This window comes from Nonomuraea sp. NPDC003709, from assembly GCF_040610775.1.
Classification (GTDB): domain Bacteria; phylum Actinomycetota; class Actinomycetes; order Streptosporangiales; family Streptosporangiaceae; genus Nonomuraea; species Nonomuraea angiospora_A.
In genome coordinates this window covers 77,366-101,585 of the sequence record NZ_JBEXMW010000009.1, presented here as the reverse complement: position 1 = coordinate 101,585, position 24,220 = coordinate 77,366, and the positions used below count along the sequence as shown (strand labels likewise).

Here is a 24,220-nt window from a genome sequence, read left to right as displayed (position 1 = left end):
CCGGTCAGTCGCGGGTCGTGAGCGCGAAGATCTTGACGTTGGGCATCGCCGGGCTGGTGAACGAGACCGCCTCGCGGGCCGCGTCCACCGGCACGGACACCCGCCAGATGCTCACCTTCCGCCCGTCGGCCGTGCCGTTGACGTTGTAGCGGGTCCCGGCCGTGATCGCCGCCTCCTCGCCGAAGCGCGGTGACGCGCTCGCCCAGTCGGTCACCTTCAGCGGGGCCGTGGAGGTCGTGCCGTCCGCGTAGGTGATCGTGAGCTCGGTCTGCTGGTCGCCGTTCACGGCCGTGACCAGCAGGTCGAGGGCCTGGTAGCGGCCCGGCGTGAGGTAGGTGCGCTGGCCGCGCAGGCTGTGGAAGTTGCCCGCCGTGCCCCTGGTCTCCGGGATCAGGTAGGCGCCGCCCGACACGGTGCGCAGGCCCGGCTCGGGCAGTTGCTCGGCCGGGAAGCTCCAGCCCTTGCCGTCCAGGTTGCCCTGGGGCTTGGCGTCCGCGGTGGCCACGCCGTCCACGTCGTACTGGAGTCTCTGGGCGCAGGAGGAGCCGGACGGCTCGCACGCGGCGGGCAGGTTCGGGATCGGGGCCTCGGCGGCGGGGACGCGGTCCACGGGGAGGTCGCCGGGTGCGGTCGCCCACGAGGTGTCGGGAGTGGCGCCGACGTTCACCACGACGTCGCCACCCTTGTCGAGCAGGGACTCGGGCAGCCAGGAGCGGGTGTACACCTTGCCATCGACCTTCACGTCCTGGACGTAGACGGCCTCGGGGGCGGCCTGCGGGGCGCTCACGGTGATCGTGCGGCCGTTGCCGCGCTTGATCCACGCCTTCGGGAACATGGGGCTGGACAGCAGCATCTCGGCCCGGCTCGGCGTCTGGGGGTACAGGCCGAGAGCGGCGAAGACGTACCAGGCGGACATGGTGCCGAGGTCGTCGTTGCCGGGCAGGCCGCCGGGGCCGGTCTTGTACACGAGGGAGGCCATCGCGCGTACCGTCTCCTGGGTCTTCCACGGCTGCCCCAGCGCGTTGTAGAGCCACGGGACGTGGATGCCGGGCTCGTTCGTCGGGTCGTAGCGGAAGCCGTCGCCGCCGGTCGCCCACGAGCCGTCGGCGCGGTGGAAGAACGTGTCGAGCCGCTTGGCCGCCTGCTCCCGGCCGCCCATGGCGGCGGCCAGCCCCGAGACGTCGTGCTGGACCATCCAGGTGTAGGTGGCGCTGGTGCCCTGTGCGAAACCGGCGTCCGAGGTGGCCGAGAACGGCCACAGCCAGCTGCCGTCGGCCTTGCGCGCCTGCTGGTAGCCGCCCTCCGGCCCGGCCGACGGGTTGAACGTGTTGCGCCACCAGCTCGCCCGCGGCATCAGCAGGTCGCGCTCGGCGGTGCGGCCGAGCCGGCCCGCCCAGTCCGCGAGCGCGAAGTCGGCGGTCGCGTCCTCCAGCGTCTCCGCCGCGCCGCCCCAGCAGTGGCAGGTGTCCTGGGGCGCGTAGCCGAGCCGCAGGTACTCGGCCAGGTTCGGGCGCTGGCCCTCGCACTGCCCCGGGCACCCCTTGTCCGACAGGCCGGACGGATGCGGCACGGTCGCCTGCGCGAGCAGGGAGTCGAAGGCCCCGCGCACGTCGAAGTTGCGCACGCCGAGCGCGTAGAAGCCGGCGAGGGCGGGGGCCGACGGGTCGCCGGTCATCACGTGGGTGGGGCCGTTGACGTGCACCCAGCGGTCCCAGACGCCGCCGTTCTGCCGCGCCAGGTTGTACAGGGACTGGGCGTAGTCGCCGGCGACCCGCGGTTCGAGCAGGGCCAGGAGCTGGGTGTGCGCGCGGTACTGGTCCCAGCCGGAGAAGTTGCCGTACTGGACGCCCTGGCCCCGGGCCAGCCGGTGCACCTGCCGGTCGCCGCCGAGGTAGGTGCCCGCGACGTCGCTGGTCACGTTGGGCTGCAGGTAGGCGTGGTACATCGCCGTGTAGAACGTGGTCAGCAGGTCCGCCGGGCCGCCGGCCACCTCGACCGAGCGCAGCCGCTCGTTCCAGGCGCGGGTGGCCCGGGCGGCCACCGACGCGACGTCGTCCCGCCCGGAGATCTCCTCGGCCAGGTTCTGCCTGGCCGCCGCCAGGCTGGTGTAGGAGATGCCGACCTTCATGCGGACGTCGGCGCCGTCGAAGGTGACGTACCCGCCGGAGCCGCGGCCCGCGCGGTCGGCGCCCGTGGCGTAGCCCTCGCCGCCGCTCGCCGTCGTGGTGCCGGGGCGCAGGTCGCCGTTCACCCAGGTGCCGGTGGCGGCGAAGGCACGGTCGAACGAGGCGGCGAAGTGCAGCCGGTAGTAGCTCTTGCGGTTGTTGACGCCGCCGTTGGCCCGGCGGCCGCAGAACGCGCCGGTCAGCACCGAGCCGGTGACCGTACGGGTGGCGGGGTCGATCGTGATCTCGGCGTCCTCGCTGCCGTTGAGCGAGTTGGACACCCGGAACAGCAGGCTGGCCGGCGAGCCCTCCGGGAAGCTGAACTCGCCCACGCCCGCGCGGGTCGTGACCGCGAGGTCGGTCCTGACGCCGGAGTCCAGCGTGACCGTGTACCGGCCGGGCCGCGCGCTCTCCTTGTCGTGGCTGAACGTGCTCGCGTAGATCGCGTCGGTCGTGTCCGCGGTCGGCGACGAGGTGATCTGGCCGGTGAACGGCATGATCGGGACGTCCCCGGCGGCCCCCGGATGGCAGCCCGCGCCGTTGACGTGCGTGAGCGCGAAGCCCCGCACGCGGGGCGTGTTGTAGGAGTAGCCGTTGGCGCCCGCGGCGTTGGTCTGGTCGCCCGCCGTGTTGGTCGGGCTCCACGAGATCATCCCGAACGGCAGGACGGCGCCGGGATAGGTGTTGCCGCCGTTGGCCGATCCGATCAGCGGATCGACGTGGCGTACCGGATCGGTGACCTTGGCGGGATCGGTGACCTTGGCGGGGGAGTGGGCTGCGGCTGCCGGGACGGCGACGGCCGTGCTGAGCACCGCGCCGATGATCGCGGCGGCGAGCCACGAGCGGGGAGTTGACACCTCGTGATCACACCGGCTCACACTAACTGAGCCGTGAACAGCCGCGTAAGGCCAAAAGTCCGGACAAATAATCCCGAGGAGTCAGTATCCCCGCACCTGCGGCCAGGCCAGCTCGAAACCGTCGGCGACCAGCTCGGCCTGGAACCGTTCGAGCGCCGCGGGATCCTCGTGGACCTGCGCCGGTTCGAGCCGGTTGTCCAGGCAGTGCGCCACCAGCGCGCCGGCCGCCTCGCCGGCGTTCCACTCCACCGGATGCAGGCGGTAGCAGCCGTTGGTGATGTGGGTGGTGCCGAGGTTCTTCCCGGCGGCCAGCACGTTGCGCACGCGGACGGGCAGCAGCGCGCCCAGGGGGATCTGGAACGGGCAGCTCGCCACGTCGATGTAGTTGTCGCCGCCGGTGGAGGGGTGCAGGTCGATGCGGTACATCCCGACGCCCACGGTGTCGTGGTAGGCGACCGCGCCGTGCTCGCCGCGCACCGCCAGCGACAGGTCGTGCTCCACGACCGTGCGGCGGGCGCGGATGCGCCGCGACTCGCGGATGTAGGGGCTCTTGGCCAGGCCGTCGGCGGTGCCCATGACGTCGGGGCGCAGCCGCAGCCCCGGCCAGCCGGTGCCGCCGTCGGGCCGGGGCGCCTCGGTCTGCAGCCAGTGGAGCATGCTGAGCGCCTGGTCCCTGGCGCCCTGGAGATGCCGGGCCCGCTCGTCCTCGGTGACGCCGATCAGCGGTCCGGGGAGGTAGTCGATCTGCGGCCAGTTGACCACGACGACGTCGCTGACCGCGAAGCCGGGCTCGAACACCTCGCGGCACAGGATGCGCCGGAACACCCACAGATCCGTGTCGCCCGGGTCGCGGCTCTGGTCGGCGACGACCGGGCCCGACGAGGCGTGCGGCACGAACCTGCGCGGCTTCGGCTCCAGCGTGCGCGGATCGGGCGCGACGAGGCTGAGCAGCCGGTCCGGCCAGAACGGCGGCCGGTAGTCGCGCCAGAAGGAGTAGTCCTTGGGCCGGTCGACGGTGTGGTCCTCACCGGCGCGGTGCTCGACGGCGAAGACCCAGGAGAACGCCTGCATGTTGGCCGGCTGGGCCTGCGCGGGGGCGCTGGGCTCGCCGGTCTCCGCGGCCGACTCGAAGCCGGTGACGTGCTCGATCCCCGCCAGGGGCAGCAGGTCGCCCAGCTCGGTGGCGTCGAGCACGTACGCCGCGCGCACGTGGAACGGCTCGCCGTCCGGGCCCGCGAAGGTCACCCCGGTCACCCGGTCGCCGTCCACGTCGGCGGCCACCGGCCGGTGCAGGTAGCGGATCGTCAGCCGCCCGGCGGCGAGGTACGGGCCGACCATGTCGGCCAGCACCGCGGCGGCCACCCGGGGCTCGCAGCAGAGCCTGCTGACCGTGCCGCGCCCCGGGTTGAGGTCGGGCGCCTCCCGGGACTCGCGGGTCAGCGGGTACCAGGTGCGGTAGTGGTCGCGGATGGCCGTGCGTAACCTGCGGTAAGAGCGGGTCGCGCCGAACTGCTCGATCCACGGATGCTCGTCCGGCGGCACGCCCTGGCTGGTGAGCTGCCCGCCCAGCCAGTCGGTCTCCTCGGTGAGCACGACGGTCCGGCCGCGCCGCAGCGCCGCCAGCGCCGCGGCGACCCCGCCCATCCCGCCCCCGACCACCAGGACGTCCGCCTCGGCGCCGCTCAAATCACATCACCTTTCTCGAAGAAGTCGACCTCGCCGCGTTCCATGAGGACGATGAGGCTCAGCAGCGCGCCCCAGGTCTGGAACGGCTCGCTGTTGGGCTTGTCGCACGCGCCGCCGTGCACGCTGGAGTAGTTCTCGTGCACGTGGCGGTGCTCGTTCCATTCCTTCAGCACGAGCCGGGAGCTGCCTTCGGCGAGCCACGCGGCCGCGGGCCGTTCCCCGGCGCGCAGCAGCCCCAGGTAAACGAGGAAGTTCACCGGCGGCCACGCCCGTCCCGCCCAGTAGCTGCCCTCGCCGACGTCGACCGGCTCGTCGCGGGGCGAGGTGGGCAGCAGCCATTCGCCGCCGAAGCCGTCGTCGGTCATCAGGCGCCCGGACACCATGCGCCGGGTCCGTTCCCCCGCGCCGACGCCGGCCAGCATGGGGTAGAAGCTCATCGTGGACAGCCGCTCGGTCGGCAGCCCGGTGTCGGTGCGCCTGCTGCGGTAGACGCCGCTCGGCTCGTCCCACAGGGACTCCATCGCCGCCACGACGGCCGCGTGCCGCTCGCGCAGCTCCGCCGCGGCCTCCTGGTCGCCGAGGACGTCGGCGATGTCGGCCAGCGCCTCGCAGTCGGCCGCGTACAGGCTGTTCAGGCCCACGTCGTGGGCGGCGAGCAGGCTCTTGGCCTGGTCGAAGGGCACGTCCTCGAAGACCGGGTGGTTGTCCCAGCCGGTCTCGCAGGTCGCGCCGAAATGCTGGTGGATGCGGGGGATGTCCTGCGGCGAGGGGAACTCGGGGTCGAAGTACGTCGAGCCGGCGCACAGCAGGTCACCGTCCCGGCGCACCCGCCACCACCAGCGGTTCCAGGACAGCAGCGGCTCGAAGCACTCCTCCAGGAACCACCGGTCGCCGAACGTGCGATAGAGCTCCCGGACCACCGGCGAGCCCACCGGCGGCTGGGACCCGTCGTGGGTCGTGCGGCCGGTGCCCTGCTCGACGTTGGGCACGAAGCCCTCCGGCGTCAGGGCCCGCAGCATCTCGACGGTGTTGACGTAGGCGAGCTCCTTGCTCGACACGGCCGCCAGCAGCGCGTTGAAGAACGCGTCCCAGCAGAACAGGGCGTAGCCGCCGCGCTTGCCGACGTTCCAGAGCCGGCTGACGGTCGTGATCACGCGGGAGCGCGCGGGCTCGTAGATGGTGTTCCAGGAGATGGCGTCCCTGACGATCTCGCGGTGCTGCGCCAGGGGGTCGGTGCCGGCCGCCCCGATCGCGGCCGAGGCGCGGGCGACGATCCGCGCGATCTCCGGCAGGTCGCGGGCACGGCCGGTGCTGATCCCGACGGCGCCGGTCAGCTCCATCGCCAGGTACGGCCCGTCGACGTCGGTGTAGGGGTCGTCGACGTGCGGGGCCGTGCAGAAGACCGCGACCGTCCCGCCGGGGCATTGGGCGGTGATCCGGTCGCCCTCGCGGGTGACGGAGCCGGGCCGGTTCCACAGGTAGGCGACGCCTATGGTCAGCAGCGCGCTCTTGTGCTGGTTGGCGGTGGGCGTCACCAGCACGACGAGGTCGTCGCCGGCGTGCGCGGTCTGCACCCGGATTGTGACGCCCGCCCACGTCACGGTGGTCTCGGTGTAGCCGCCGTCGTAGGCGTGCCGGCCCAGGGTGACCGTCTCCGCGCCCTCGGTGCGGCGGCCGATCTGGGCGGCGCGCAGCGACGTGCCCCGGTAGTACTCCTTCAGGCCGAGGGACAGGCCCAGGGAGTCGGGAAGGAGGACGTGGGTGAGCACGCTGCGCGTGTCCCAGGTGTTCCAGCCCCGGGCGAGCGAGGCCTGGACATGGGCGTAATGCGGCATTTTTTCCTTCATAGGGGGATCCAGACCCGCATGGCGTGCGGGCCGCGGTTGGCCCAGGCGTAATAGGGGATCAGCGTGAGCTCCGCGGGCCGCGCCTCAGGGGCCGGCTGCCCGTGGGGCCGGTAGGGGGACTCGGCGGGCCCTCCTGCCAGCGCGCCGCCGGCGCGGAGCACGGTCACGCCGCCGAGGAGGTCCGGCCGGTGTTCGGGCCGCGGCTGCGTGGCGGTGTCGATGCGGAGGTCCTCCAGGACGACGCCGGACGGCTGGTCGGGCTGCTCGATCGCGTAGACCAGCGGCCCGCGGGTGACGGCGACACACCCCCGCGTGGCGTCCATGCGATCGTCGGCCACCATGAACCGGGCGGGCATGGGCATCCGCAGCACCACCCGATCGCCGGGCCGGAACACCCGGCGGACGCGGGCGTAGCCGCCGGGCTCCACCTGCTTGCCGTCCACGGTGGAGCCCTCGGCCCAGTCCGGTACGCGCAGCGCCAGCTCCATCTCGCGCGGCGGCGCCTCGCGCACGGTCACCGTGACCAGGCCGTCCCACGGGTACTCGGTGCCGACGTCCACGGCGAGCCCACCCGAGGCCAGCGAGCTCTGGGCGTACAGGTGCACCTGGAGGCCGTCCTCCGTGCCGGTCGCCAGGTACGTCGGCAGGGCGGCCAGCGTACGCATCACGTTGGGCGGGCAGCAGGCGCAGTTGAACCAGGGACGGCGGCCGTGCGCCGGTGACCGCTGCACGTCGCCCCGGGCGCCGGTCCGCCGGTGCAGCGTGTTGACGTAGAAGTAGTCCGCCTCGGTCAGCGACACCGCGGGCAGGAGGGCGTTGTACAGCAGCAGCTCGATCTGGTCGGCGTAGGCGGACTCGCCGGTGGCCAGCAGCAGCCGCCACGCCCACTGCATGGCCCCGATCCCGGCGCAGGTCTCCGCGTACGCCCGGTCGGGCGGCAGCTCGTACGCCTCGCCGAACGCCTCCCCGTCCCAGCGTGCGCCGACGGCGCCGGTGACGTGCTGCTTGCGGCGGCGCATCGCGTCGTACTGCCGGCGCATCACGGCCAGGAGCTCGGTGTCGCCGGTCTCGATGGCGACGTCGGTGGCGCCCGCCGCGAAGTAGACGGCGCGCACGGCGTGTCCCTCCACCGTCTCCGCCTCGCGCACGGGCAGCCGGTCGGAGTAGTGGGCCGGGTCGCCGTAGTGCGAGGGGTCGAAGCCCGGCTTGACGGCACGACCCTGCCCGCGGGTTTCGACGAAGTGGCGGGCCAGGTCCAGGTACCGTCGTTCGCCCGTCTGCCGGTACAGCTCGACGAGCGCCATCTCCACCACGGGGTGGCCGTCCAGCTCCTCGCGCAGGCCGGGGCCGAACGTGCCGGCCAGATGGTCGGCCAGCCGGGTGGCGACCCGCAGCAGCTCCGTCTCGCCGGTCGCCCGGGCCGCGGCCACGGCCGCCTGCATCAGGTGGCCGGCGCAGTAGTGCTCGTGGCTCATCCACAGCCGCGCGTACCGCTCCTCGCCGCGGACCTGGATGGCGGAGTTGAGGTATCCGTCCTCGCGTTGCGCCGTCGCGATCGTACGGCCGAGCGTGCGCAGATGGTCCAGCAGCGCGCCGTCGGGGCTGCGGGCGTGCTCCCAGGCGACCGCCTCCAGCCATTTGTAGACGTCGGAGTCGCGGAAGCTCGCGCCCTGGGCCTCACCGGCGGCCTCGCCGGCGGCGATCCGGAGATTGCCGATGCTGCCCGCGTCGCCCAGCCGTTCGTGCCCGAGCGGGATCGCGGTCCGGTTGGCGTCCAGCCGCCGGGCCCAGAACCCGCCGGCCACGCGGCTGCCCGAGAGCGGCAGCGGGCGCAGCGCCACCGCGGCGGCGGGGCTCGGTACGGCCGTCATGCGGGCGCCTGCCGGCGGAACCGGACGGCGTCGGCGATGACCACGCCGTTGGCCGCGTCGCTGAGCTCGACATATCCCTCGAGGCCGGCGCGGAAGGAGAAGGTGCCCAAAGACGTCCATTCGCCCATGCGCGGGTCGGGCACGCCGCGCACCTGCTGGTTGACGGCCACCGCAGTGGTGCCCGCGGCATGGTGGACGACGTAGGGGGCGTTGGTCGCCCGGTTGGGGTCGGCCGCGTAGGAGACGAGCACCTCGTAGCGATCCTCGCCCGGGAGCGCCGGTCGCCATCGTGCGGTGTTGGCGCCGATGCCGCGGGCGTGCGTCAGGTAGTTGAAGCCGTAGTATCCGCTGACGCCCCTGCTGCTCGGCCAGGTGCCGGTGGTCTCGAATCCGAGCCCGCCGTTGTCGACGGTGACCTCCTCGCGGACGTCCGGCGCGGCGGAGCCCCGGACGAGGCTCAGCTGGTCGAGCGAGATGGCCGTGCCGCCACCCCGGCCCGCGCCGGCCAGCGTGAAGCGGATGGTGTGCGGGCCGGGCAGCAACGCCATCCGGCCCAGGTAGGCGACGTCGTAGCCGTCGCCGCGGAACGACGTCAGATCCAGCGTGGAGGTGCGCGGGGCGTTCCCGTCCACGGTCACCGTCACGAGGCCCCCGTCGCCGGAGCGGAAGTAGCGCAGCCACAGTTCCGGCCGCCCGCCCGGGGCGACGATCAAGGGGTACTCGATGTAGTCCCCGATCGCGCCGGGGGTGAAGACGGCGCGGGCGCCGCCGCGCGCGGTGGCCTCCTCCACCACCGTCACGGTCCCGCCCGACCGGGTGGCCCGCACCGCCGGGCGGCCCAGGTCGTACGTCCTCTCGGCCAGCTTCGGAACGGTGACCAGGCTGTCCCGGCCCTGCGTCAGCCACTCCAGGTTGAACCGGGCGGCGGCCACGCGTCGCGGAGAGCCGTCAAGGTCGCCGTCGCAGCCGTAGAGGAGGATGATCGTGCCGTCGGACAGCGACGCCAGGTCCGAGTAATATCCCCGGCCCGGGTTGACCGAGCGGCTGTACCTGAAGGAGTGGCCCTCGTCGTAGCTCACCGCGACCGTCATGTTCCAGCGCATCGGCGAGTCGGGCCGGCTGAACAGCACGCGGTTGACGTCCTCGCTGCCCGGCCCGCCGGTGTAGCGGATGAGGCCGGTGTCGACGCCGTTGAAGAGTGCGGGGCTGAAGTCCATCCTGGGCGGCGACCAGGTCAGGCCGCCGTCCGTGCTGACCGCGATGTCCCGTGGCCAGTCGTTGCCCGAACCGGGCCGGCTGTTCATCACCACCGTGCCGTCCGCACGCTGCACCAGCCTGGCCTCGCCCACGACGGGGTAGCCGTCGCCCATCGGCACCTCGCCGCCGGACTGCCACGTGGCGCCGTGGTCGTCGCTGTAGACGGTGGAGGCGCCGTAGTGGCGATCGGCGGTGGGGACGCCGGTGATGATGGTGCGGTGGGACACGGTGAGCAGCAGCCGGCCCGAGTCGAGCTGGATGCCGTGGCCGGGCCCCGGGCCGTGCATCGCCCAGTTGTACGGGAAGTGGTCGAAGAGCCCGGCCAGGCTGCGCGGTTCGCTCCAGGTGACGCCGCCGTCCTTGCTGGAGATGACGTACACCGTGCTGGAGTCGGCGGAGCAGCTCGTGTTCTCGGGTAACTGCACGCAGAGCCCGTGGAAGAGGAACACCTCGCCGGTCACCCGGTCCACCACGAAGGTGGGGTTGGACCAGGACTCGCCGTCGACGGACGCCGCCACCGTCTGCGACGGGTTCCAGGTCCTCCCTCCGTCGGTGCTGCGGCGGACGAGCAGGTCGTGCGGTCCGGCGTCGCACACTTTGTGCCGGCCTTCCGTGCAGGCCAGGATCGTGTCGTCGGGCAGGACGGCCAGGCCGTACACGTGGTAGCTGGCCAGCGGATCCACGGCGGAGTCCCACAAGGTGGCCTCCGCGAAGAACGGCTGGGCCGCGGCCGGCGCGGCCGCGGCGGGGGAGGGCAGGGCGGCCGCTGCGGCGCCCGCGGCGAGCCCGAGGGCGAAGGCCCGCCGGCTGATGGGCATGGTCATGCGACTCTCCTCGGCAGGAGCTTGGGGCTGCTCGGGTCTATTGCGGGTCGAGGGGTCCTACGAGGTCATGGATCCGGCCCAGCGCGGCGCGCAGCTCGGCGAGCTCGGTTTCGGTGAGAGGCAGGAACGGCGCCGCGGCGTGCGGCGGGCAGAGCCCCAGCAGGTGCAGCGCGGTCTTGATCACGACCACGCCGCTGACCCCGGGACGGACTGCGAAGAGCGCGGCCAGCCGGTCGACGTCGTGCTGCAGTGCCGCCGCGGTGGCGTGGTCGCCGCCACGGCCGGCCTTGAGCAGGTCGACGCAGAGCGCGGGCGCGAGCATGCCCACCCCCGGCACCAGCCCGGCGGCCCCCGTGCGGAGCCCGTCGGCGAGCTGCCGTTCGGCACCCTGGGCCACCTGGAAGCCGGGGCGTTCTCCGGCCAGGGCACAGAACTCGGCGAACAGGGCGGCGTCCCCCGAGCTGTCCTTCAACCCGATGACGGCCGGCTCGTCGAGCAGGCGGCGCATCACGGACACGGGGACGGGGTTGCCGGTGTACCCGGGGCTGTTGTAGACGACCACGGGGCGGCCGTGGCGGGCGAGGTCGCGGAAGTGCGCGTGCAGCTCGCTCTCGGTGTGCCGGAAGTAGGACGGCGCGAGGACGACCACGGCGTCCAGGTCGAGCTCCGCGAGGCGGTCCATGCGCCGCAGGGTCTCCCGGGTGCCCGTGCCGGCGGCGGCCACCATGACCCGGGCGGGCGCCCCGGCCAGGTCGCGCCACATGGCGGACACCTCCACCGCGTACGCCCGGACGGCGTCGGCCGGCAGCAGCGGGCCCTCGCCGTTGGTGCCGGCCAGCATCAGCGTGGTGACGCCGGCGGACGCGAGGTGGGCCAGCAGCGGCCGGACGGCGGGCGGGTCGGGCCGCCCGCCCCGGTCGAGCGCGGTGACGAGCGGGATGATCATGCCGGTGACCGGATGGTCGGTATCCATGGCACCTCCCTCGGCAAACGCTCCGGACGGTATCCGCGATCTACGCGGGACGCTAGATGCTAATGGGTATTAGTAATTCGCTCTTGTTTCCCGCGTTCTTTTTCGCCCAGGTCCATTGACGCCTCACAGAAGCGAGGGTCAAACTTTGCGTTCGTTGGGTCAGGCGCATTAGCAGGAGGCCCGAATGAGTCGCGGACCGGTACGGAGGCCTACCCAGGCCGACATCGCGCGCCTCGCGGGGGTCAGCCAGGCCACCGTCTCGCTCGTGCTGAACGAGCGGGACTCCGACGTCCGGATCAGCCAGGCGACCCGGGAGCGGGTGCTGGCGGCGATCCGCGAGTGGGGTTACGTCGCCAACGCCTCGGCGAGATCCCTCGCCGGCGGCCAGAACAAGATCATCGGCGTGTTCACCTTCGAGCCGGTCTTCCCGACGACCAGCGTCGACTTCTACTTCCCGTTCCTGCTCGGCATGGAGCAGGCGGCGGCGGAGCTCGGCTACGACCTCCTGCTGTTCACCAGCCTCGGCGGCGAGCGGCAGGTCTTCCGCGACGGGTCCACCCGGCTGTCGCTCGCGGACGGCGCGCTGCTGCTCGGGCGTGACCCGAACGTCGAGGAGATCCAGCGGCTGCGCGACACCGGCTTTCCCTTCGTCTACGTGGGACACCGGGAGGTGTCGGGAGAGCCGGTCTCCTACGTGGCGGCCGACTACGCCACGGCGACCCAGCAGCTCACCGAACGGCTCTTCGAGCTCGGGCACAGGCGCGTCGCGTACGCCCGCATCGGTGACGGCGACGCCCAGCCCAGCCGGGACCGGGAGAAGGGATTCCGGCGGGCGATGCCCGCCGGTGAGGCCAGGCGGCTCACGGGCCCGGTGTGGACGCTGGAATCCGCCGACGACGTGGCGGGCCTCCTGGCCGAGATCCGGCACGGCGGCATCACCGCCGTGGTCGCCGAGCAGGTCCTCCTGGCCGAGGAACTCCTGGAGTGCGCGCGACGGCACGGGATGTCGGTCCCGGACGACCTGAGCGTCGTCGTGCTGGGCGACTCCACCGGCGCGCACCGCACCGACACCCCCTGGACCGGCCTGGTGGTCCCACGGGAGCAGATGGGCCGGCAGGCCACCCACCTGCTGGTGCGGCTGCTGGAGGCAACCGAGCCGGACGCCCGCAGAGAGAACGTCGAGTGCCCCCTCATGCCGGGCGCGACCGTGGCCCCACCAAGGAGACAGCAGTGACCGAACCAGGTAAGCCCACATGATCCGGGTCATCGCCAAACGACTGCTCGTGGGCGTGCTGGTGATGTGGGGCGCCGCCTCGCTCATCTTCCTCATCGTCCGGGTCGCTCCGGGCGATCCGGCCACGATCCTGCTGGGCCCGGAGGCGAGCCGGGAGCAGGTGGCCGAGCTCACCGGGAAACTCGGGCTCGACCGGCCGGTGTTCAGCCAGTACCTCGGCTACCTCGGCGAGGTGGCCCGGTTACAGTTCGGCGACTCCTACCGGTTCGACCGGCCGGCGATGTCGGAGGTGTTCGAGCGCCTGCCCGCGACCGCCGACCTGATGCTCGCCTCCACCGTCATCGCCGTGTCCCTCGGCCTCGTGCTCGGACTGCTGGCCGGCGCGCGCCCGGGCGGCGCGGTCGATCGGCTGGTCACCGCGGGCACCATCGCCCTGCAGTCGTTCCCCACCTTCTGGGTGGGCATCATGCTGATCCTCGTCTTCGCGCTGGCCTTCCGCCTGCTGCCCAGCGCCGGGGCGGGCTCGCCGGCTCACCTGGTCCTGCCGGCGGTCACGCTGGCTCTGCCGTTCACCGCCATCGTGGCCCGCCTGACCAGGACCAGCGTCGCGGAGACGATGCGCGAGCCGTACATCCAGACGGCCCGCTCCAAAGGGCTCACCGAACAGCAGGTGCTGCTCGGCCACGCGCTGCGCAACTCCCTCATCCCGGTGGTGACCATCGTCGGGCTGCACATGGGCGGCCTGATGGGCGGCGCGGTCGTGGTCGAGAACGTCTTCGCCTGGCCGGGGCTCGGCACGCTGGTGGTGGACGCGGTCTCCAACCGTGACTACGCCGTCGTGCAGGCGGCCACGTTTCTGATCGCGGGCATCGTGATGCTGTTCAACCTCGTGGCCGATCTGCTGTACTCCCAGCTCGACCCGCGCATCAAGCTGGACGGTGCGGCATGACCGCCGTCGCCGTCCGCCGGCCGCTGGTGCTCGGCCGGTGGCTCAGCCGGATCCCGTACGCCGTCCTGACCCTGTACGTCGTGGTCGCCGGGGTGGGACCGCTGGTCCTCGACTACAACCCCGTGCGCGTCTCCCTCGACGACCGCCTGCTCGGTCCGGGATCGCGGCTCGCGTCGGGCGGCGTCGCCTGGCTCGGCACCGACGGCCTCGGCCGTGACGTCCTCGCCCAGGTCGTCTACGGCGCCCGCACGTCGATGATCATCGGTGTCTCGACGGTCGTCGTCTGCTGCGTGATCGGCGTGACCGTCGGCATCGTCGCCGGCTACTTCCGCGGCCGGCTCGACACGGTGCTCGCCCGCGGCATCGACATCCTGCTCGCCTTCCCGGCGATCCTGCTGACCATCGTGATCGCGGGCGCCTTCGAGCGCAGCGTGCTGGTGGTGGTGATCGCGCTCTCCGCGACGGCCTGGATCTCCTTCGCGCGGGTCACCCGCGGCGTCGCGCTGTCGATGCGGGAGCGGGCCTGGATCGACGCGGCCCGTGTGCTCGGCGTACGGCCGGCGTCCATCCTGGTCCGGCACATCCTGCCGCTCACGGTCGGCCCGGTCGTGGCCCTGGCGACGCTGGAGTTCGCCCTCGTCGTGCTGGCCGAGGCCGGGCTCAGCTTCCTCGGCATCGGCCTGCCCGGCTCGTCGGTGTCCTGGGGCCAGACCATCGCGAACGGAAAGCAGTATCTCGAAACCGCCTGGTGGATCTCCACTCTGCCCGGCGTCGCGCTGTCGCTGCTGATCATCAACATCGGGATCCTCGGCGACCAGCTCACCGCCAGATACGGACGCGGACACCTCAGGTGATTGCGGCGACCGTCGTCCGGCAGGCACATAACCCCTTCCATCACGAGCACCCCCCGAAGAACCATCCCCGGAAGGCGGGAAGACGTCCATGACCAGACCCCTTGCCTCAGGTAGGCCGCGGCTCGCGGCACTGGCCCTCATCGCCGCCGCGACCCTCGTGCTCGGCGGCTGCAGCGCCGCCACCGGCGGCGGCACGGGCGGCGGCGGTGGCACCGGCGGCGAGATCACCGTCGCCGGCACCTACGCGATCGATAGTCTCGACCCGGCCAGCCCCACGGGCGGCAGCGCCACCGGCACGCAGCTGGCCTCCAAGGCGATCTTCAGCCGGCTGGTACGGCCCCGCCCGGACGGCACCCTGGAGGGCGACCTCGCCACCGCGTGGAAGCCCGACGGCTCAGCCTCGCAGTGGACGTTCACGCTGCGCCAGGGCGTGAAGTTCAGCGACGGCAAGGCCGTCACCGCGGACGACGTCGTCGCCTCGTTCAAGCGGATGATGGATCTCAAGAGCACCAACGCGGCCAACTTCGTCGGTTACACGATGACCGCCTCGTCGCCCACCGAGGTCGTGCTGAAGGCGCCGAAGCCGGACGCGGCGGTCCCGTACAAGCTCGCCATCTTCTACGTGCTGCCCGGCAGCCTGACCGGCGAGAACCCGGCGTTCTTCCAGCACCCGGTCGGGTCGGGGCCGTTCAAGGTGGAGAAGTTCGACCCGTCCGGCACGCTCGTGCTGGTGCCGAACCCTGACCACTACGGCGGTGCGCCCCAGGTCAAGCGGGTGACCATCCGCAAGATGCCCGAGCTCGCGGCCCGGCTGACCGCGCTGCGGACCGGTGAGGTGGACCTCGCCTGGGGCATCCCCGACGACCAGCTCGCGGAGCTGCAGCGCGAGTCCACCCTCAAGGTCGAGACGGTGCCGAGCACCGCCGTGTTCACCATGTGGTTCAACTCCTCCACTCCCGCGCTGAAGGACGCCAAGGTGCGGCGGGCGCTGTGGCAGGCGGTCGACTTCGCCACCATCATCAAGCGGCTCTATCCGCAGACGGGCACCCTGGCCGACGCCCCGGTCTCGCCCGTCACGCTCGGCTACGCCCCCCAGGAGCCCGTCCGCTACGACCCGGCCGCGGCGAAGGCCGCGCTGACCGACGCGAAATTCGACTTCTCCACGAAGCTGCGGCTGCAGTTCGCCAACGCCGAGTTCCGGCCGTTCAACCAGGCGATCGTCTCCGACCTGCAGAAGATCGGCGTCCAGGTGGACCTGCTGGAGAAGGAGCAGGCGGTGTTCACCAAGGACCTGCTCGCCCTGAACTGGGACGTCAACTTCCAGCAGCTGTCGAACCCCACGTTCGACGCGGCCAACACGCTCGGCCGGCTCTACCCCTGCGCGGCCAAGCGCAACGGCTACTGCAACCCCGAGCTCGACAAGCTGCTCGCCGCCGCCGGGGCGAGCTCGGACAGCGACGAGCGGGTCAAGCTGTACGGCGAGGCCAGCAAGATCATCTGGCAGGACGCGGTCGGCATGTTCCCGATGGCGGTCAAGTACGCCTACGCCTGGAACCACCGCGTCACCGGCGTCACCCCGGACCCGAACGGGCTGCCGGACTTCGCCGGCGTGCGGGTCAGCAGCTCATGAGCGGCGTGCGGACCCCGGTCGAGACGCCGGTCGAGGTGGACGGGCTGCTCGAGGTGGCCGGGCTGGTCGTCGACCTGCCCGGCGCCCGCGGCCCCGTCCGAGTCGTCGACCGGGTGACGTTCGACATCCCGCCGGCGACGACGGTCGGGCTCATCGGCGAGTCGGGCAGCGGCAAGACGATGACCGCGAACGCCGTCATCGGCCTGCTCCCGGAGGGGGCGGCGACCGGCGGGGAGCTGCGCTGGCGGGGCGAGGACCTTCTGAAGGCGAGCCCCGCCCACCGGCGCCGGCTGCGGGGCCACGAGATCGCGATGATCTTCCAGGACCCGCTGGCCGCGCTCAACCCGACCCAGACGATCGCCCGCCAGGTGGGCGAGATACTCCGCCGCGCCGGCCGCCCCCGCGACCAGGTGCGCCGGCGGGTGCTCGAACTGCTCGAGCGGGCGGGGATCCCCGAGCCGGACAGCCGGATGCGCAGCTACCCGCACGAGTTCTCCGGCGGGATGCGGCAGCGGGCCATGATCGCCCTGGCGCTGGCGGGCAGCCCGGCGCTGCTGCTCGCCGACGAGCCCACCACGGCGCTGGACGTGACCGTCCAGGCGCGCATCCTGCGCCTGCTGCGCTCCATCCAGCAGGACGAGGGACTGGCGATGCTCCTCGTCAGCCACGACCTGCGGGTGGTGGCGCACGTCGCGCACCAGGTCGTCGTCATGTACGCGGGCCGGGTCGCCGAGCGCGGCCCGACCGAGGCGGTGCTGGCCGGCCCGGCTCACCCGTACACCCGCGCGCTGGTCGACAGCGTGCCCGCGGTGCGGACCCGTACCGCGCTGGCCCACCCGTTGCCGGGCACGCCGGCCACCCCGGCGAACCGGCCGCCGGGGTGCGCCTTCCACCCCCGGTGCCCGCTGGCGCGCGAGCGGTGCCGCACCGAGGAGCCGGAGACCAGAACCGTCGCGCCCGGCCGGTGGGCCGCGTGCCACTTCGCCGAGGAGCTGCTGCAGCGATGAGCGTCGATCTGCTCGAGGTGCGGGACCTGCGGGTCAGCTTCGGCCGGCGTACCGCGTGGTTCCGGTCGCGCGCCGCCCGCCGGTCCGGGGACTTCGTCGCGGTCGACGGCGTGAGCCTCACGGTGGCCCCCGACGAGATCGTGGGGGTGGTCGGGGAGTCGGGGTCGGGCAAGACCACGGTGGCCCGCGCGATCGTCGGCCTCGTCCGGCCCGACTCCGGCGCCGTCCTGCTCGACGGCGTGCCCCTGGGGCCGGTCGGGCGGCGCACCACGGCGCAGCAGCGTGCCGCGCAGATGGTCTTCCAGGACCCGCGGTCGTCGCTCAGCCCGCGCATGACCGTCGCCGCGATCATCGACGAGGCGTGGCGCACCCATCCGAGTTCGGCCCCGTCCGGCGACCGCACCGCCGCGCTGCACCGCCTGCTCGACGACGTCGGACTCGACGCGAGCGTCGCCGGGCAGCGGGCGGCCGAGCTGTCCGGCGGGCAGTGCCAGCGGGTCAGCATCGCCCGCGCGCTCGCGGTCCGGCCCCGGCTGCTGGTGTGCGACGAGGCGGTGTCCGCCCTGGACGTGTCGGTCCAGGCGCAGATCCTCCGGCTGCTGGTCGACCTGCGCGAGCGCCACCATCTGGCCATGCTCTTCATCTCCCACGACCTCGGCGTGGTGCACCAGATCGCCGACCGGATCGCCGTCATGCGCCAGGGTGTGGTGGTGGAGGAGGGGCAGGCGACGGAGGTGCTGGGGGCGCCCCGGCACGAGTACACCCGCAGCCTGCTCGATGCCGCTCTCGAGCTGTCCGGCTAGAGCGCCCCGGGGTCAGCCGGCGGTGCTCTCCCTGACGATCAGCCGGTGCGGCACGATGATCTCGGCGGGCGCGGCGGCCGAGCCGTTGATCGTGTCCATCAGCGTGTTCACCGCCCGGCGCGCGATCTCCCCCTTGTCCGGGGCGATCGTGGTCAGGCTGGGCGTGCTGTACTGGCCCTCCTCGATGTCGTCCAGGCCGACCACCGCCACGTCGTCGGGGACGCGGCGACCGGCCCTGGTCAGCGCCCTGATCGCACCCAGGGCGAGCAGGTCGTTGTAGCAGAACACCGCGTCGGGCGGCTCGGGCAGGGCGAGCAGGCGCTCCATGGCCTCGGCGCCCAGCCGCCGGTGGAAGTGCGGGGTGGAGACGACGAGCCGCTCATCCACCTCCAGGCCCGCGCGGGCCTGTGCCTGGCGGTAGCCGGCGGTGCGGAGCTGGGCGGTCTCGCCGGTCGCGTATGGCTGGTCGCCGATGGCGGCCACCCGGCGGCGGCCCAGGTCCAGCAGATGGGTGGTGGCCTCGCGGGCGGCGGCGACGTTGTCGATGGCCACGTGGTGGAAGCTGCCGTTGAAGATGTGCTCGCCGAGCAGCACGATCGGGATCCGGTTGGCGCGCCCGCGCAGCTCCTCGGCGGAGATCGTCAGCGGGCTGAGCAGCAGCCCGTCGAACATCGTGGCCCGCGAGTCCCGCCCGAGCAGCTCGCGCTCCCGGTCGCCGTCGCCGTCGGTCTGGTCGACCATCACCACGTAGCCGCGGGCGCGGGCCGCCGTGATCACCTCGCGGGCCAGCTCGGCGAAGTACGGCACGTCCAGCTCGGGCACCACCAGGGCGATCATCCCGGTGCGTCCCTGCTTGAGATTGCGCGCGATGAGGTTGGGACGGTAGTCGAGCTCGTCCAGCACGGCCTGCACCCGGGCACGCAGCTCGTCTGACACCGGCGCGTAACCGTTGACCACGTTGGACACGGTGCGAATCGATACATTCGCCCGTTTGGCGACATCGCGAAGCGTTGGACCGGCCATGCGTCTCCTATACTCCCGAAGGCTCGTGCCTGGGAAGATCCTAGACCCGCTCTTGCATCGTTGCAGACAAGTATGCATTATGTCTGCATCGTTGCAGAGCCCCAACATGAGCCCAGGCCGAGGAGTCAGAGAATGTCCACACCCCTCATAGACCGGCGCGGTTTCCTCAAGGGCGCCCTGGGCATCGCCGCCGCCGGTTCGCTGGCGGCTTGCGCGCCGGGCGGCCCGAGCGCGCAGCCGAGCAAGCTGGCCGCGCCCGCCGCGTCGGCGTCGTCGGTCAAGGGTGAGATCACCGTCTGGAACCGGTCGGGCGACCTGTTCAAGGTGTTCGACGCGGCCATCGGCAAGTTCCGCGAGGCGTACCCGAACGTCAAGGTGAACCACCAGGCCGTGGACATCGACGCGAAGCTGGCCAACACCCTCATCAGCGGCACCGACGTGCCCGACGGCAGCTTCTGGGACGACGCCAAGATCGGCGGGCAGGCCGAGCACCTGTACGACCTGACCGACCTCATCGCGCCGTACCGGGACCGGACCTCGCCGTACAAGCTGTCCGTGAACACCGTGGACGGCAAGATCTACGGCGTCCCGTGGGACCTGGACCCTGGCCTGCTCTGGTACCGCGAGGACGTGCTGGAGAGCGCCGGAGTGGATCCGGCGGGCCTGGCCACGTACGACGACCTGCTCGCCGCCGCCCGGACGGTCAAGGAGAAGGACCCCAGGACCAGGCCGATCCACCTGGAGAAGACCCCGTTCCTCAGCCAGCTCTGGCTGGAGATGCTGGCCAACCAGCAGGGCACCAGCCTCACCGACGCCGGGGGCAAGCTGCGGCTGGACTCCGCCGAATACCGGCGGATCTTCGGCTGGATCGACAGCGCGGTCAAGGACGGCCTGGTCACCCACGCCCCCTACCTGGAGCCCGCCGACGTCAACACGCTCGACAGCGGGCAGCAGGTGTTCGTGCCGTGGGCCATCTGGTGGTCGTTCGCGCCGCAGCAGCTGCTCAAGGCCACCAAGGGCAAGTGGCGGGCCGCGCCGCTGCCGGCCTGGACGCCCGGCGGCGCGCGCAGCGGCGCCATGGGCGGCAGCAGCTTCGTCATCCCCGCCAAGGCCAAGAACCCCGAGCTGGCCTGGCTGCTGTACGAGTTCCTGTGCTTCAAGGAGCCCGGCTACACCTCCGTGTACGGCCCCAACGCCGTCTACCCGGGCGGCCTGTCCACCTCGATCCCCAGCTTCACCCCCGCGCTCGACCCGGCCAAGCCGCTGTTCAAGCCCATCGAGGCGCTCGGCGGCCAGGACCTGTGGAAGGTCGCCGTCGAGGCCGCGGGCACCATCCCGGCCGCCGCGCCCATCCCCTGGTGGTGGGCCCAGTCGGTGGACTACCTCGGCAACAACGTGCAGCGCCTGATCGAGGGCAAGATGTCGCCCGACCAGGTGATCACCGAGTCGGCCGAGAAGATCCAGCGCAACCTGATCGACCGCTCATGAGGGCCACGCGGCTGTCGCCGTACCTGTTCATCGCCCCGTTCTTCCTCGTCTTCGCCGCGTTCGGGATCTATCCGCTGATCTACGCGCTCCAGCTCAGCTTCATGCGCTGGCGCGGCGCGGGCGCGGCGCACTGGGTCGGCGCGGACAACTACCTCTACCTGCTGACCAGCCCGGACTTCTGGGCCTCGCTCGGCAACAGCGCCGTCATGTGGCTGCTGATCGTGCCGATCCAGGTCGTGGCCGGGCTGGGCGGCGCGGTGCTGCTGGCCAACGCCAAGCTGCGGCTGCGCGGGCTGTTCCGGGTGGCGTTCATCGCGCCGTTCGTGACCCCGCTGGTCGCCATGGCGCAGGTCTGGATCGTGGTGTTCGACCAGGACTACGGCCTGGTCAACCACCTGCTCAACCTGGTGGGCCTGCCCGACGTGGGCTGGCTGACGTCCACGACGTGGTCCAAGCCGACGCTGGCCCTGCTGTTCCTGTGGAAGACCACCGGGTTCGCGATCATCATCCTGCTCGCCGGCCTCCAGGCCGTCCCCGGAGGCGTGTACGAGGCCGCCGCCCTCGACGGCGCCTCCCGCTGGCGCCAGTTCTGGTCGATCACCGTCCCGCTGGTGCGGCGGAGCATGGCGTTCCTGGTGGTCGTGCAGACCTTGGCCGTCTTCCAGATGTTCGCGGAGCCGTTCGTGGTCACCGAGGGCGGCCCGTACGGCTCCACCACCACCGCGGGCCTGTACCTGTACGACCACATCACCGCCTCCGACCTGGGCACCGGCGCCGCCAACTCGTTCCTGCTGGTCCTGCTGGTCTTCGGCCTGTCGCTGGTGTCGGTCAGGCTGCTGCGGCCGAAAGACGAGGTGTCATGAACCAGACCCGCCCCGGACCCCTGCAGTACGCGGTCCTGGCGCTGCTCGCGATCGTGTTCCTGTACCCGATCTGGTGGGCGGTCAGCTCCTCGCTCAAGCCCGCGGCCGACATCATCGCCGACCCCCTGTCGATTGGCGCGCTGACCCTCGACAACTACCGGGCCATGTTCGCCGACGTGCCGATCGGCACCGGGTTCGCGAACACGGCGCTGGTGCTGGTGGTCAGGGGCGCCATGACGATGTTCTTCTGCCCGCTGGCCGGATACGCCTTCGCCAAGTACGCCTTCCCCGGCAAGAACCTGCTGTTCGGCGTCGTGCTGCTGACGCTGATGCTGCCGACGCTCGTGCTGATCATCCCGCTGCTGCTGGAGATGAGCGCGCTCGGCTGGGTGAACACGTACCAGGCGCTCATCCTGCCGGGCAGCATCGACGCGTTCAGCATCTTCTGGATGCGGCAGACCATCGCCGCCATCCCGGACGAGCTCATCGACGCGGGCCGGGTGGACGGCGCGGGGGAGTTCGGCATCTTCGCCAAGGTCGTGCTGCCCGTGATCCGTCCCGGGCTGGCCGCGCTCGCGGTCCTGACCACCATGAACGTCTACAACGACTTCGTCTGGCCGGTCGTCGCCGTCAACGACACCTCGCACCAGACCCTCCAGGTGGTCCTGTCCACTCTCGCGCAGAACGTCACCGGCAACCGGATCGGCGCCGACTTCGCCACCGTGTGGGGCGAGCTGCTCGCCGCGGGCAGCATCGCCATGCTGCCGCTGCTGGTGATCTTCGTCCTGCTGCAGCGCCACTTCATCAACGGCATCCTCGCGGGCAGCGTCAAGGGCTGACCCTCACCCTTATGGAAGAGAGCATCATGGAATACCCCCGCCCCCACTTCGACCGGTCGCACTCCTGGTCGAGCCTGAACGGCGAGTGGGACTTCCGGGCCGACACCGAGCCCGGCTGGAACAGGACCATCACCGTGCCCTTCGCCTGGGAGACCCCCGCGTCGGGCATCGAGGCCCACTGGCTGCCCGTGGCCTGGTACCGCCGCCCGGTCACCGTCCCCGCCGGGTGGGCGGGTCAGCGGGTCGTGCTGCACTTCGGGGCAGTGCACCACGAGGCCACGGTCTGGGTCAACGACGTCGAGGTGGTCACGCACCGGGGCGGCTACACGCCGTTCGAGGCCGACATCACCGACGCGCTGCGCGGCGACGGCCCGCAGGAGATCGTGGTACGGGTCTGCGCGCCGCTGGACAAGCGGGAGCTCGCGCACGGCAAGCAGCGCAGCATCCCGCGCGACGACTACGACGGCGTCTGCTTCACCCCGTCGTCCGGGATCTGGCAGAGCGTCTGGCTGGAGGCCCGGCCCGCCACGCACCTGGCCGGGCTGAAGCTGCGCCCCTCGGCCGGGCTGGACGCCATCGAGGTGGAGGCCCGGGTGGCGGGGCCGTCGGAGTCCGTGCTGCGCCTGACCCTGCGCGGCACGGACACGACGGTGGAGGTCCCGGTCGTGGAGGGCGCGGTACGGGCGGTGCTCCCCGTCGCCGGGCCCCGGCTCTGGTCCCCGGACGACCCGCACCTCTACCACGTGGACGCCCGCCTGACCTCGGCCGACGGCACCGACGAGGTCGCCGCCTACACCGGGCTGCGCCGCGTCGAGGTGATCGGCGAGGACCTGTATCTCAACGGCCGTCGCCTGTTCGTGCGCGGCGTGCTCGACCAGGGATACTGGCCCCGCACCGGCATCACCGCCCCCGACGACGCCGCGCTCCGCCGCGACATCGAGCTGGCCGCCGCGGCGGGCTACAACCTGGTACGCAAGCACCTCAAGCTGGAGGACCCCCGCTTCGTCCACCACGCCGACGTCCTCGGCATGCTGGTCTGGGCCGAGCCCGCCTCGACCGGCCGCTTCTCGGCGGAGTCGGTGACCGCGTTCGAGGAGCAGATCGCGCCGATGGTGGAGCGAGACGGCGACTCGCCCGCGATCGTCATCTGGGGCCTGTACAACGAGGAATGGGGCCTGGACTGGGACATCCCGGGCGACCCGGCCAAGCAGCAGGCGGCGGCGCGGGCGTACGAGCTGCTCAAGGCCCTCGACCCGAGCAGGCCGGCCGTGGACAACTCCGGCTGGACCCACGTGAAGACGGACCTGCTCGACTGGCACTACTACGACGAGTCCGCCGCCTCCTGGGGCCGGACGGTGGCCGCGCTGATGGACGGCGAGCAGGACGACTTCCCCGTCCGGCTCGGCCCCGACTACGTCGTGCGCAAGAAGCTGGCCGGATCCCCGTCACAGCCGCTGCGCGGGCTGCCCAACCTCAACAGCGAGTACGGCGGCGGCTTCACCTGCGTCGAGCGGGCCTGGCACCTGCGCTGGCAGACCCAGGAGCTGCGCCGCCACGACCGCCTGGCCGGCTACGTCTACACCGAGCTGTACGACGTCGAGCACGAGTCCGCGGGCCTGCTGGACTTCGAACGCCGCGCCAAGGACCTGGCCGGCGTGCACCCCGCCGACGTGAACGCCACCACCACGCTCGTGCTGGACGTCGTCCCCGTCGCGCCCGGCCGCGACCTGCTGAGCGAGTCGGGCGAGGTCACCGTGCCCGTCCGCGTCTCGCACCACGGGAGCGAGCCGGTCAACGGCCACCTGCACACCGCCTGGACCCCGGTGTTCGGCCCCGCCCCCGATGCCTTCGGCGCGGCGGGCTCCTGGATCGAGGCCAAGCCGTTCCTGCTCAGCGGCCCCGCCGAGGTCGGCGCCGCGCTGCCGGACGGCTGGACGAGCGGCCGGCTGCACATCGCCCTGGTCAGCGACGGGGAGATCGTCGCCCGCTCGGCCGTGGACGTGGACACCTGCACCGCCCCGGTCATCGGGGACGACCCGGCCGCCTGACC

General features: G+C 72.1%; 17 protein-coding genes. 10 read left to right on the top strand and 7 right to left on the bottom strand.

Going from position 1 to position 24,220, the window contains the following annotated elements:
* Positions 1 to 4: 4 nt before the first annotated feature.
* The 6 genes from ABZX61_RS27090 to ABZX61_RS27065 all read right to left on the bottom strand — a co-directional run bounded on the left by ABZX61_RS27090 (position 5) and on the right by ABZX61_RS27065 (position 11,480).
* Positions 5 to 3,022: a GH92 family glycosyl hydrolase gene (locus ABZX61_RS27090; RefSeq protein WP_355198737.1), complete on the bottom strand. Its 3,018-nt coding sequence runs from the start codon at positions 3,020 to 3,022 to the stop codon at positions 5 to 7.
* 81 nt (positions 3,023 to 3,103) lie between these two features.
* Entirely contained in the window at positions 3,104 to 4,708 is a 1,605-nt protein-coding gene (locus ABZX61_RS27085) for an FAD-dependent oxidoreductase (RefSeq protein ID WP_355198735.1), read from the bottom strand.
* Positions 4,705 to 6,543, bottom strand: a complete 1,839-nt coding sequence (locus ABZX61_RS27080; RefSeq protein ID WP_355198733.1) for a trehalase family glycosidase — start codon at positions 6,541 to 6,543, stop codon at positions 4,705 to 4,707. Before ABZX61_RS27080 ends, ABZX61_RS27085 begins: the two co-directional genes overlap by 4 nt.
* Positions 6,544 to 6,551: 8 nt before the next feature.
* A complete protein-coding gene (locus tag ABZX61_RS27075; RefSeq protein ID WP_355198731.1) occupies positions 6,552 to 8,426 on the bottom strand; it encodes a beta-L-arabinofuranosidase domain-containing protein in 1,875 nt (624 codons plus the stop codon).
* The gene (locus ABZX61_RS27070; RefSeq protein WP_355198729.1) at positions 8,423 to 10,507 is read right to left on the bottom strand and encodes an exo-alpha-sialidase; all 2,085 of its coding nucleotides are present in this window, start codon (positions 10,505 to 10,507) and stop codon (positions 8,423 to 8,425) included. The genes ABZX61_RS27075 and ABZX61_RS27070 overlap by 4 nt, the downstream gene beginning before the upstream one ends.
* A 37-nt stretch (positions 10,508 to 10,544) precedes the next feature.
* On the bottom strand, positions 10,545 to 11,480 hold the full coding sequence (locus ABZX61_RS27065; protein ID WP_355198727.1) for a dihydrodipicolinate synthase family protein: 936 nt from the start codon (positions 11,478 to 11,480) through the stop codon (positions 10,545 to 10,547).
* A gap of 184 nt (positions 11,481 to 11,664) precedes the next feature.
* On the opposite strand from ABZX61_RS27065, the gene ABZX61_RS27060 reads away from it, so the two are divergent.
* The 6 genes from ABZX61_RS27060 (at position 11,665) to ABZX61_RS27035 (ending at position 17,957) form a co-directional block, all read left to right on the top strand.
* Positions 11,665 to 12,714, top strand: a complete 1,050-nt coding sequence (locus tag ABZX61_RS27060; RefSeq protein WP_355198725.1) for a LacI family DNA-binding transcriptional regulator — start codon at positions 11,665 to 11,667, stop codon at positions 12,712 to 12,714.
* Positions 12,715 to 12,733: 19 nt separating this feature from the next.
* Complete coding sequence (locus tag ABZX61_RS27055) at positions 12,734 to 13,663, top strand: ABC transporter permease (RefSeq protein WP_350734438.1); 930 nt, start codon at positions 12,734 to 12,736, stop codon at positions 13,661 to 13,663.
* Entirely contained in the window at positions 13,660 to 14,517 is an 858-nt protein-coding gene (locus tag ABZX61_RS27050) for an ABC transporter permease (protein WP_355198723.1), read from the top strand. The genes ABZX61_RS27055 and ABZX61_RS27050 overlap by 4 nt, the downstream gene beginning before the upstream one ends.
* An 88-nt stretch (positions 14,518 to 14,605) precedes the next feature.
* Positions 14,606 to 16,147 (top strand): ABC transporter substrate-binding protein, encoded by a 1,542-nt coding sequence (locus ABZX61_RS27045; protein WP_355198720.1) that lies wholly within the window; start codon positions 14,606 to 14,608, stop codon positions 16,145 to 16,147.
* A complete protein-coding gene (locus ABZX61_RS27040; protein WP_355198718.1) occupies positions 16,144 to 17,154 on the top strand; it encodes an ABC transporter ATP-binding protein in 1,011 nt (336 codons plus the stop codon). Before ABZX61_RS27045 ends, ABZX61_RS27040 begins: the two co-directional genes overlap by 4 nt.
* A complete protein-coding gene (locus tag ABZX61_RS27035; protein WP_355198717.1) occupies positions 17,151 to 17,957 on the top strand; it encodes an ATP-binding cassette domain-containing protein in 807 nt (268 codons plus the stop codon). The genes ABZX61_RS27040 and ABZX61_RS27035 overlap by 4 nt, the downstream gene beginning before the upstream one ends.
* A gap of 12 nt (positions 17,958 to 17,969) precedes the next feature.
* Here ABZX61_RS27035 and ABZX61_RS27030 read toward each other — a convergent pair whose 3' ends face one another.
* Positions 17,970 to 18,980, bottom strand: coding sequence for a LacI family DNA-binding transcriptional regulator (locus tag ABZX61_RS27030; RefSeq protein WP_355198715.1), 1,011 nt, complete (start codon positions 18,978 to 18,980; stop codon positions 17,970 to 17,972).
* 132 nt (positions 18,981 to 19,112) lie between these two features.
* Here ABZX61_RS27030 and ABZX61_RS27025 point away from each other — a divergent pair, with 132 nt between their 5' ends.
* From ABZX61_RS27025 to ABZX61_RS27010, 4 genes are read left to right on the top strand one after another with little or no spacing between them, the layout of a single operon-like run.
* The gene (locus ABZX61_RS27025) at positions 19,113 to 20,468 is read left to right on the top strand and encodes an extracellular solute-binding protein (protein WP_355198713.1); all 1,356 of its coding nucleotides are present in this window, start codon (positions 19,113 to 19,115) and stop codon (positions 20,466 to 20,468) included.
* On the top strand, positions 20,465 to 21,331 hold the full coding sequence (locus ABZX61_RS27020; RefSeq protein WP_355198711.1) for a sugar ABC transporter permease: 867 nt from the start codon (positions 20,465 to 20,467) through the stop codon (positions 21,329 to 21,331). The genes ABZX61_RS27025 and ABZX61_RS27020 overlap by 4 nt, the downstream gene beginning before the upstream one ends.
* Positions 21,328 to 22,170, top strand: coding sequence for a carbohydrate ABC transporter permease (locus ABZX61_RS27015; RefSeq protein ID WP_355198709.1), 843 nt, complete (start codon positions 21,328 to 21,330; stop codon positions 22,168 to 22,170). The genes ABZX61_RS27020 and ABZX61_RS27015 overlap by 4 nt, the downstream gene beginning before the upstream one ends.
* A gap of 11 nt (positions 22,171 to 22,181) precedes the next feature.
* Positions 22,182 to 24,218, top strand: a complete 2,037-nt coding sequence (locus ABZX61_RS27010; protein WP_355198707.1) for a sugar-binding domain-containing protein — start codon at positions 22,182 to 22,184, stop codon at positions 24,216 to 24,218.
* Positions 24,219 to 24,220 lie beyond the last annotated feature (2 nt).

Excerpts from the sequence above, each read along its gene's own strand:
- ABZX61_RS27070 (WP_355198729.1), bottom strand. The coding sequence starts at position 10,507 with ATGACCATGCCCATCAGCCGGCGGGCCTTCGCCCTCGGGCTCGCCGCG.
- ABZX61_RS27015 (WP_355198709.1), top strand. The coding sequence starts at position 21,328 with ATGAACCAGACCCGCCCCGGACCCCTGCAGTACGCGGTCCTGGCGCTG.
- ABZX61_RS27025 (WP_355198713.1), top strand. The coding sequence starts at position 19,113 with ATGTCCACACCCCTCATAGACCGGCGCGGTTTCCTCAAGGGCGCCCTG.
- ABZX61_RS27050 (WP_355198723.1), top strand. The coding sequence starts at position 13,660 with ATGACCGCCGTCGCCGTCCGCCGGCCGCTGGTGCTCGGCCGGTGGCTC.
- ABZX61_RS27055 (WP_350734438.1), top strand. The coding sequence starts at position 12,734 with ATGATCCGGGTCATCGCCAAACGACTGCTCGTGGGCGTGCTGGTGATG.
- ABZX61_RS27045 (WP_355198720.1), top strand. The coding sequence starts at position 14,606 with ATGACCAGACCCCTTGCCTCAGGTAGGCCGCGGCTCGCGGCACTGGCC.
- ABZX61_RS27040 (WP_355198718.1), top strand. The coding sequence starts at position 16,144 with ATGAGCGGCGTGCGGACCCCGGTCGAGACGCCGGTCGAGGTGGACGGG.
- ABZX61_RS27020 (WP_355198711.1), top strand. The coding sequence starts at position 20,465 with ATGAGGGCCACGCGGCTGTCGCCGTACCTGTTCATCGCCCCGTTCTTC.
- ABZX61_RS27010 (WP_355198707.1), top strand. The coding sequence starts at position 22,182 with ATGGAAGAGAGCATCATGGAATACCCCCGCCCCCACTTCGACCGGTCG.
- ABZX61_RS27075 (WP_355198731.1), bottom strand. The coding sequence starts at position 8,426 with ATGACGGCCGTACCGAGCCCCGCCGCCGCGGTGGCGCTGCGCCCGCTG.
- ABZX61_RS27035 (WP_355198717.1), top strand. The coding sequence starts at position 17,151 with ATGAGCGTCGATCTGCTCGAGGTGCGGGACCTGCGGGTCAGCTTCGGC.
- ABZX61_RS27060 (WP_355198725.1), top strand. The coding sequence starts at position 11,665 with ATGAGTCGCGGACCGGTACGGAGGCCTACCCAGGCCGACATCGCGCGC.
- ABZX61_RS27080 (WP_355198733.1), bottom strand. The coding sequence starts at position 6,543 with ATGCCGCATTACGCCCATGTCCAGGCCTCGCTCGCCCGGGGCTGGAAC.
- ABZX61_RS27030 (WP_355198715.1), bottom strand. The coding sequence starts at position 18,980 with ATGGCCGGTCCAACGCTTCGCGATGTCGCCAAACGGGCGAATGTATCG.
- ABZX61_RS27065 (WP_355198727.1), bottom strand. The coding sequence starts at position 11,480 with ATGGATACCGACCATCCGGTCACCGGCATGATCATCCCGCTCGTCACC.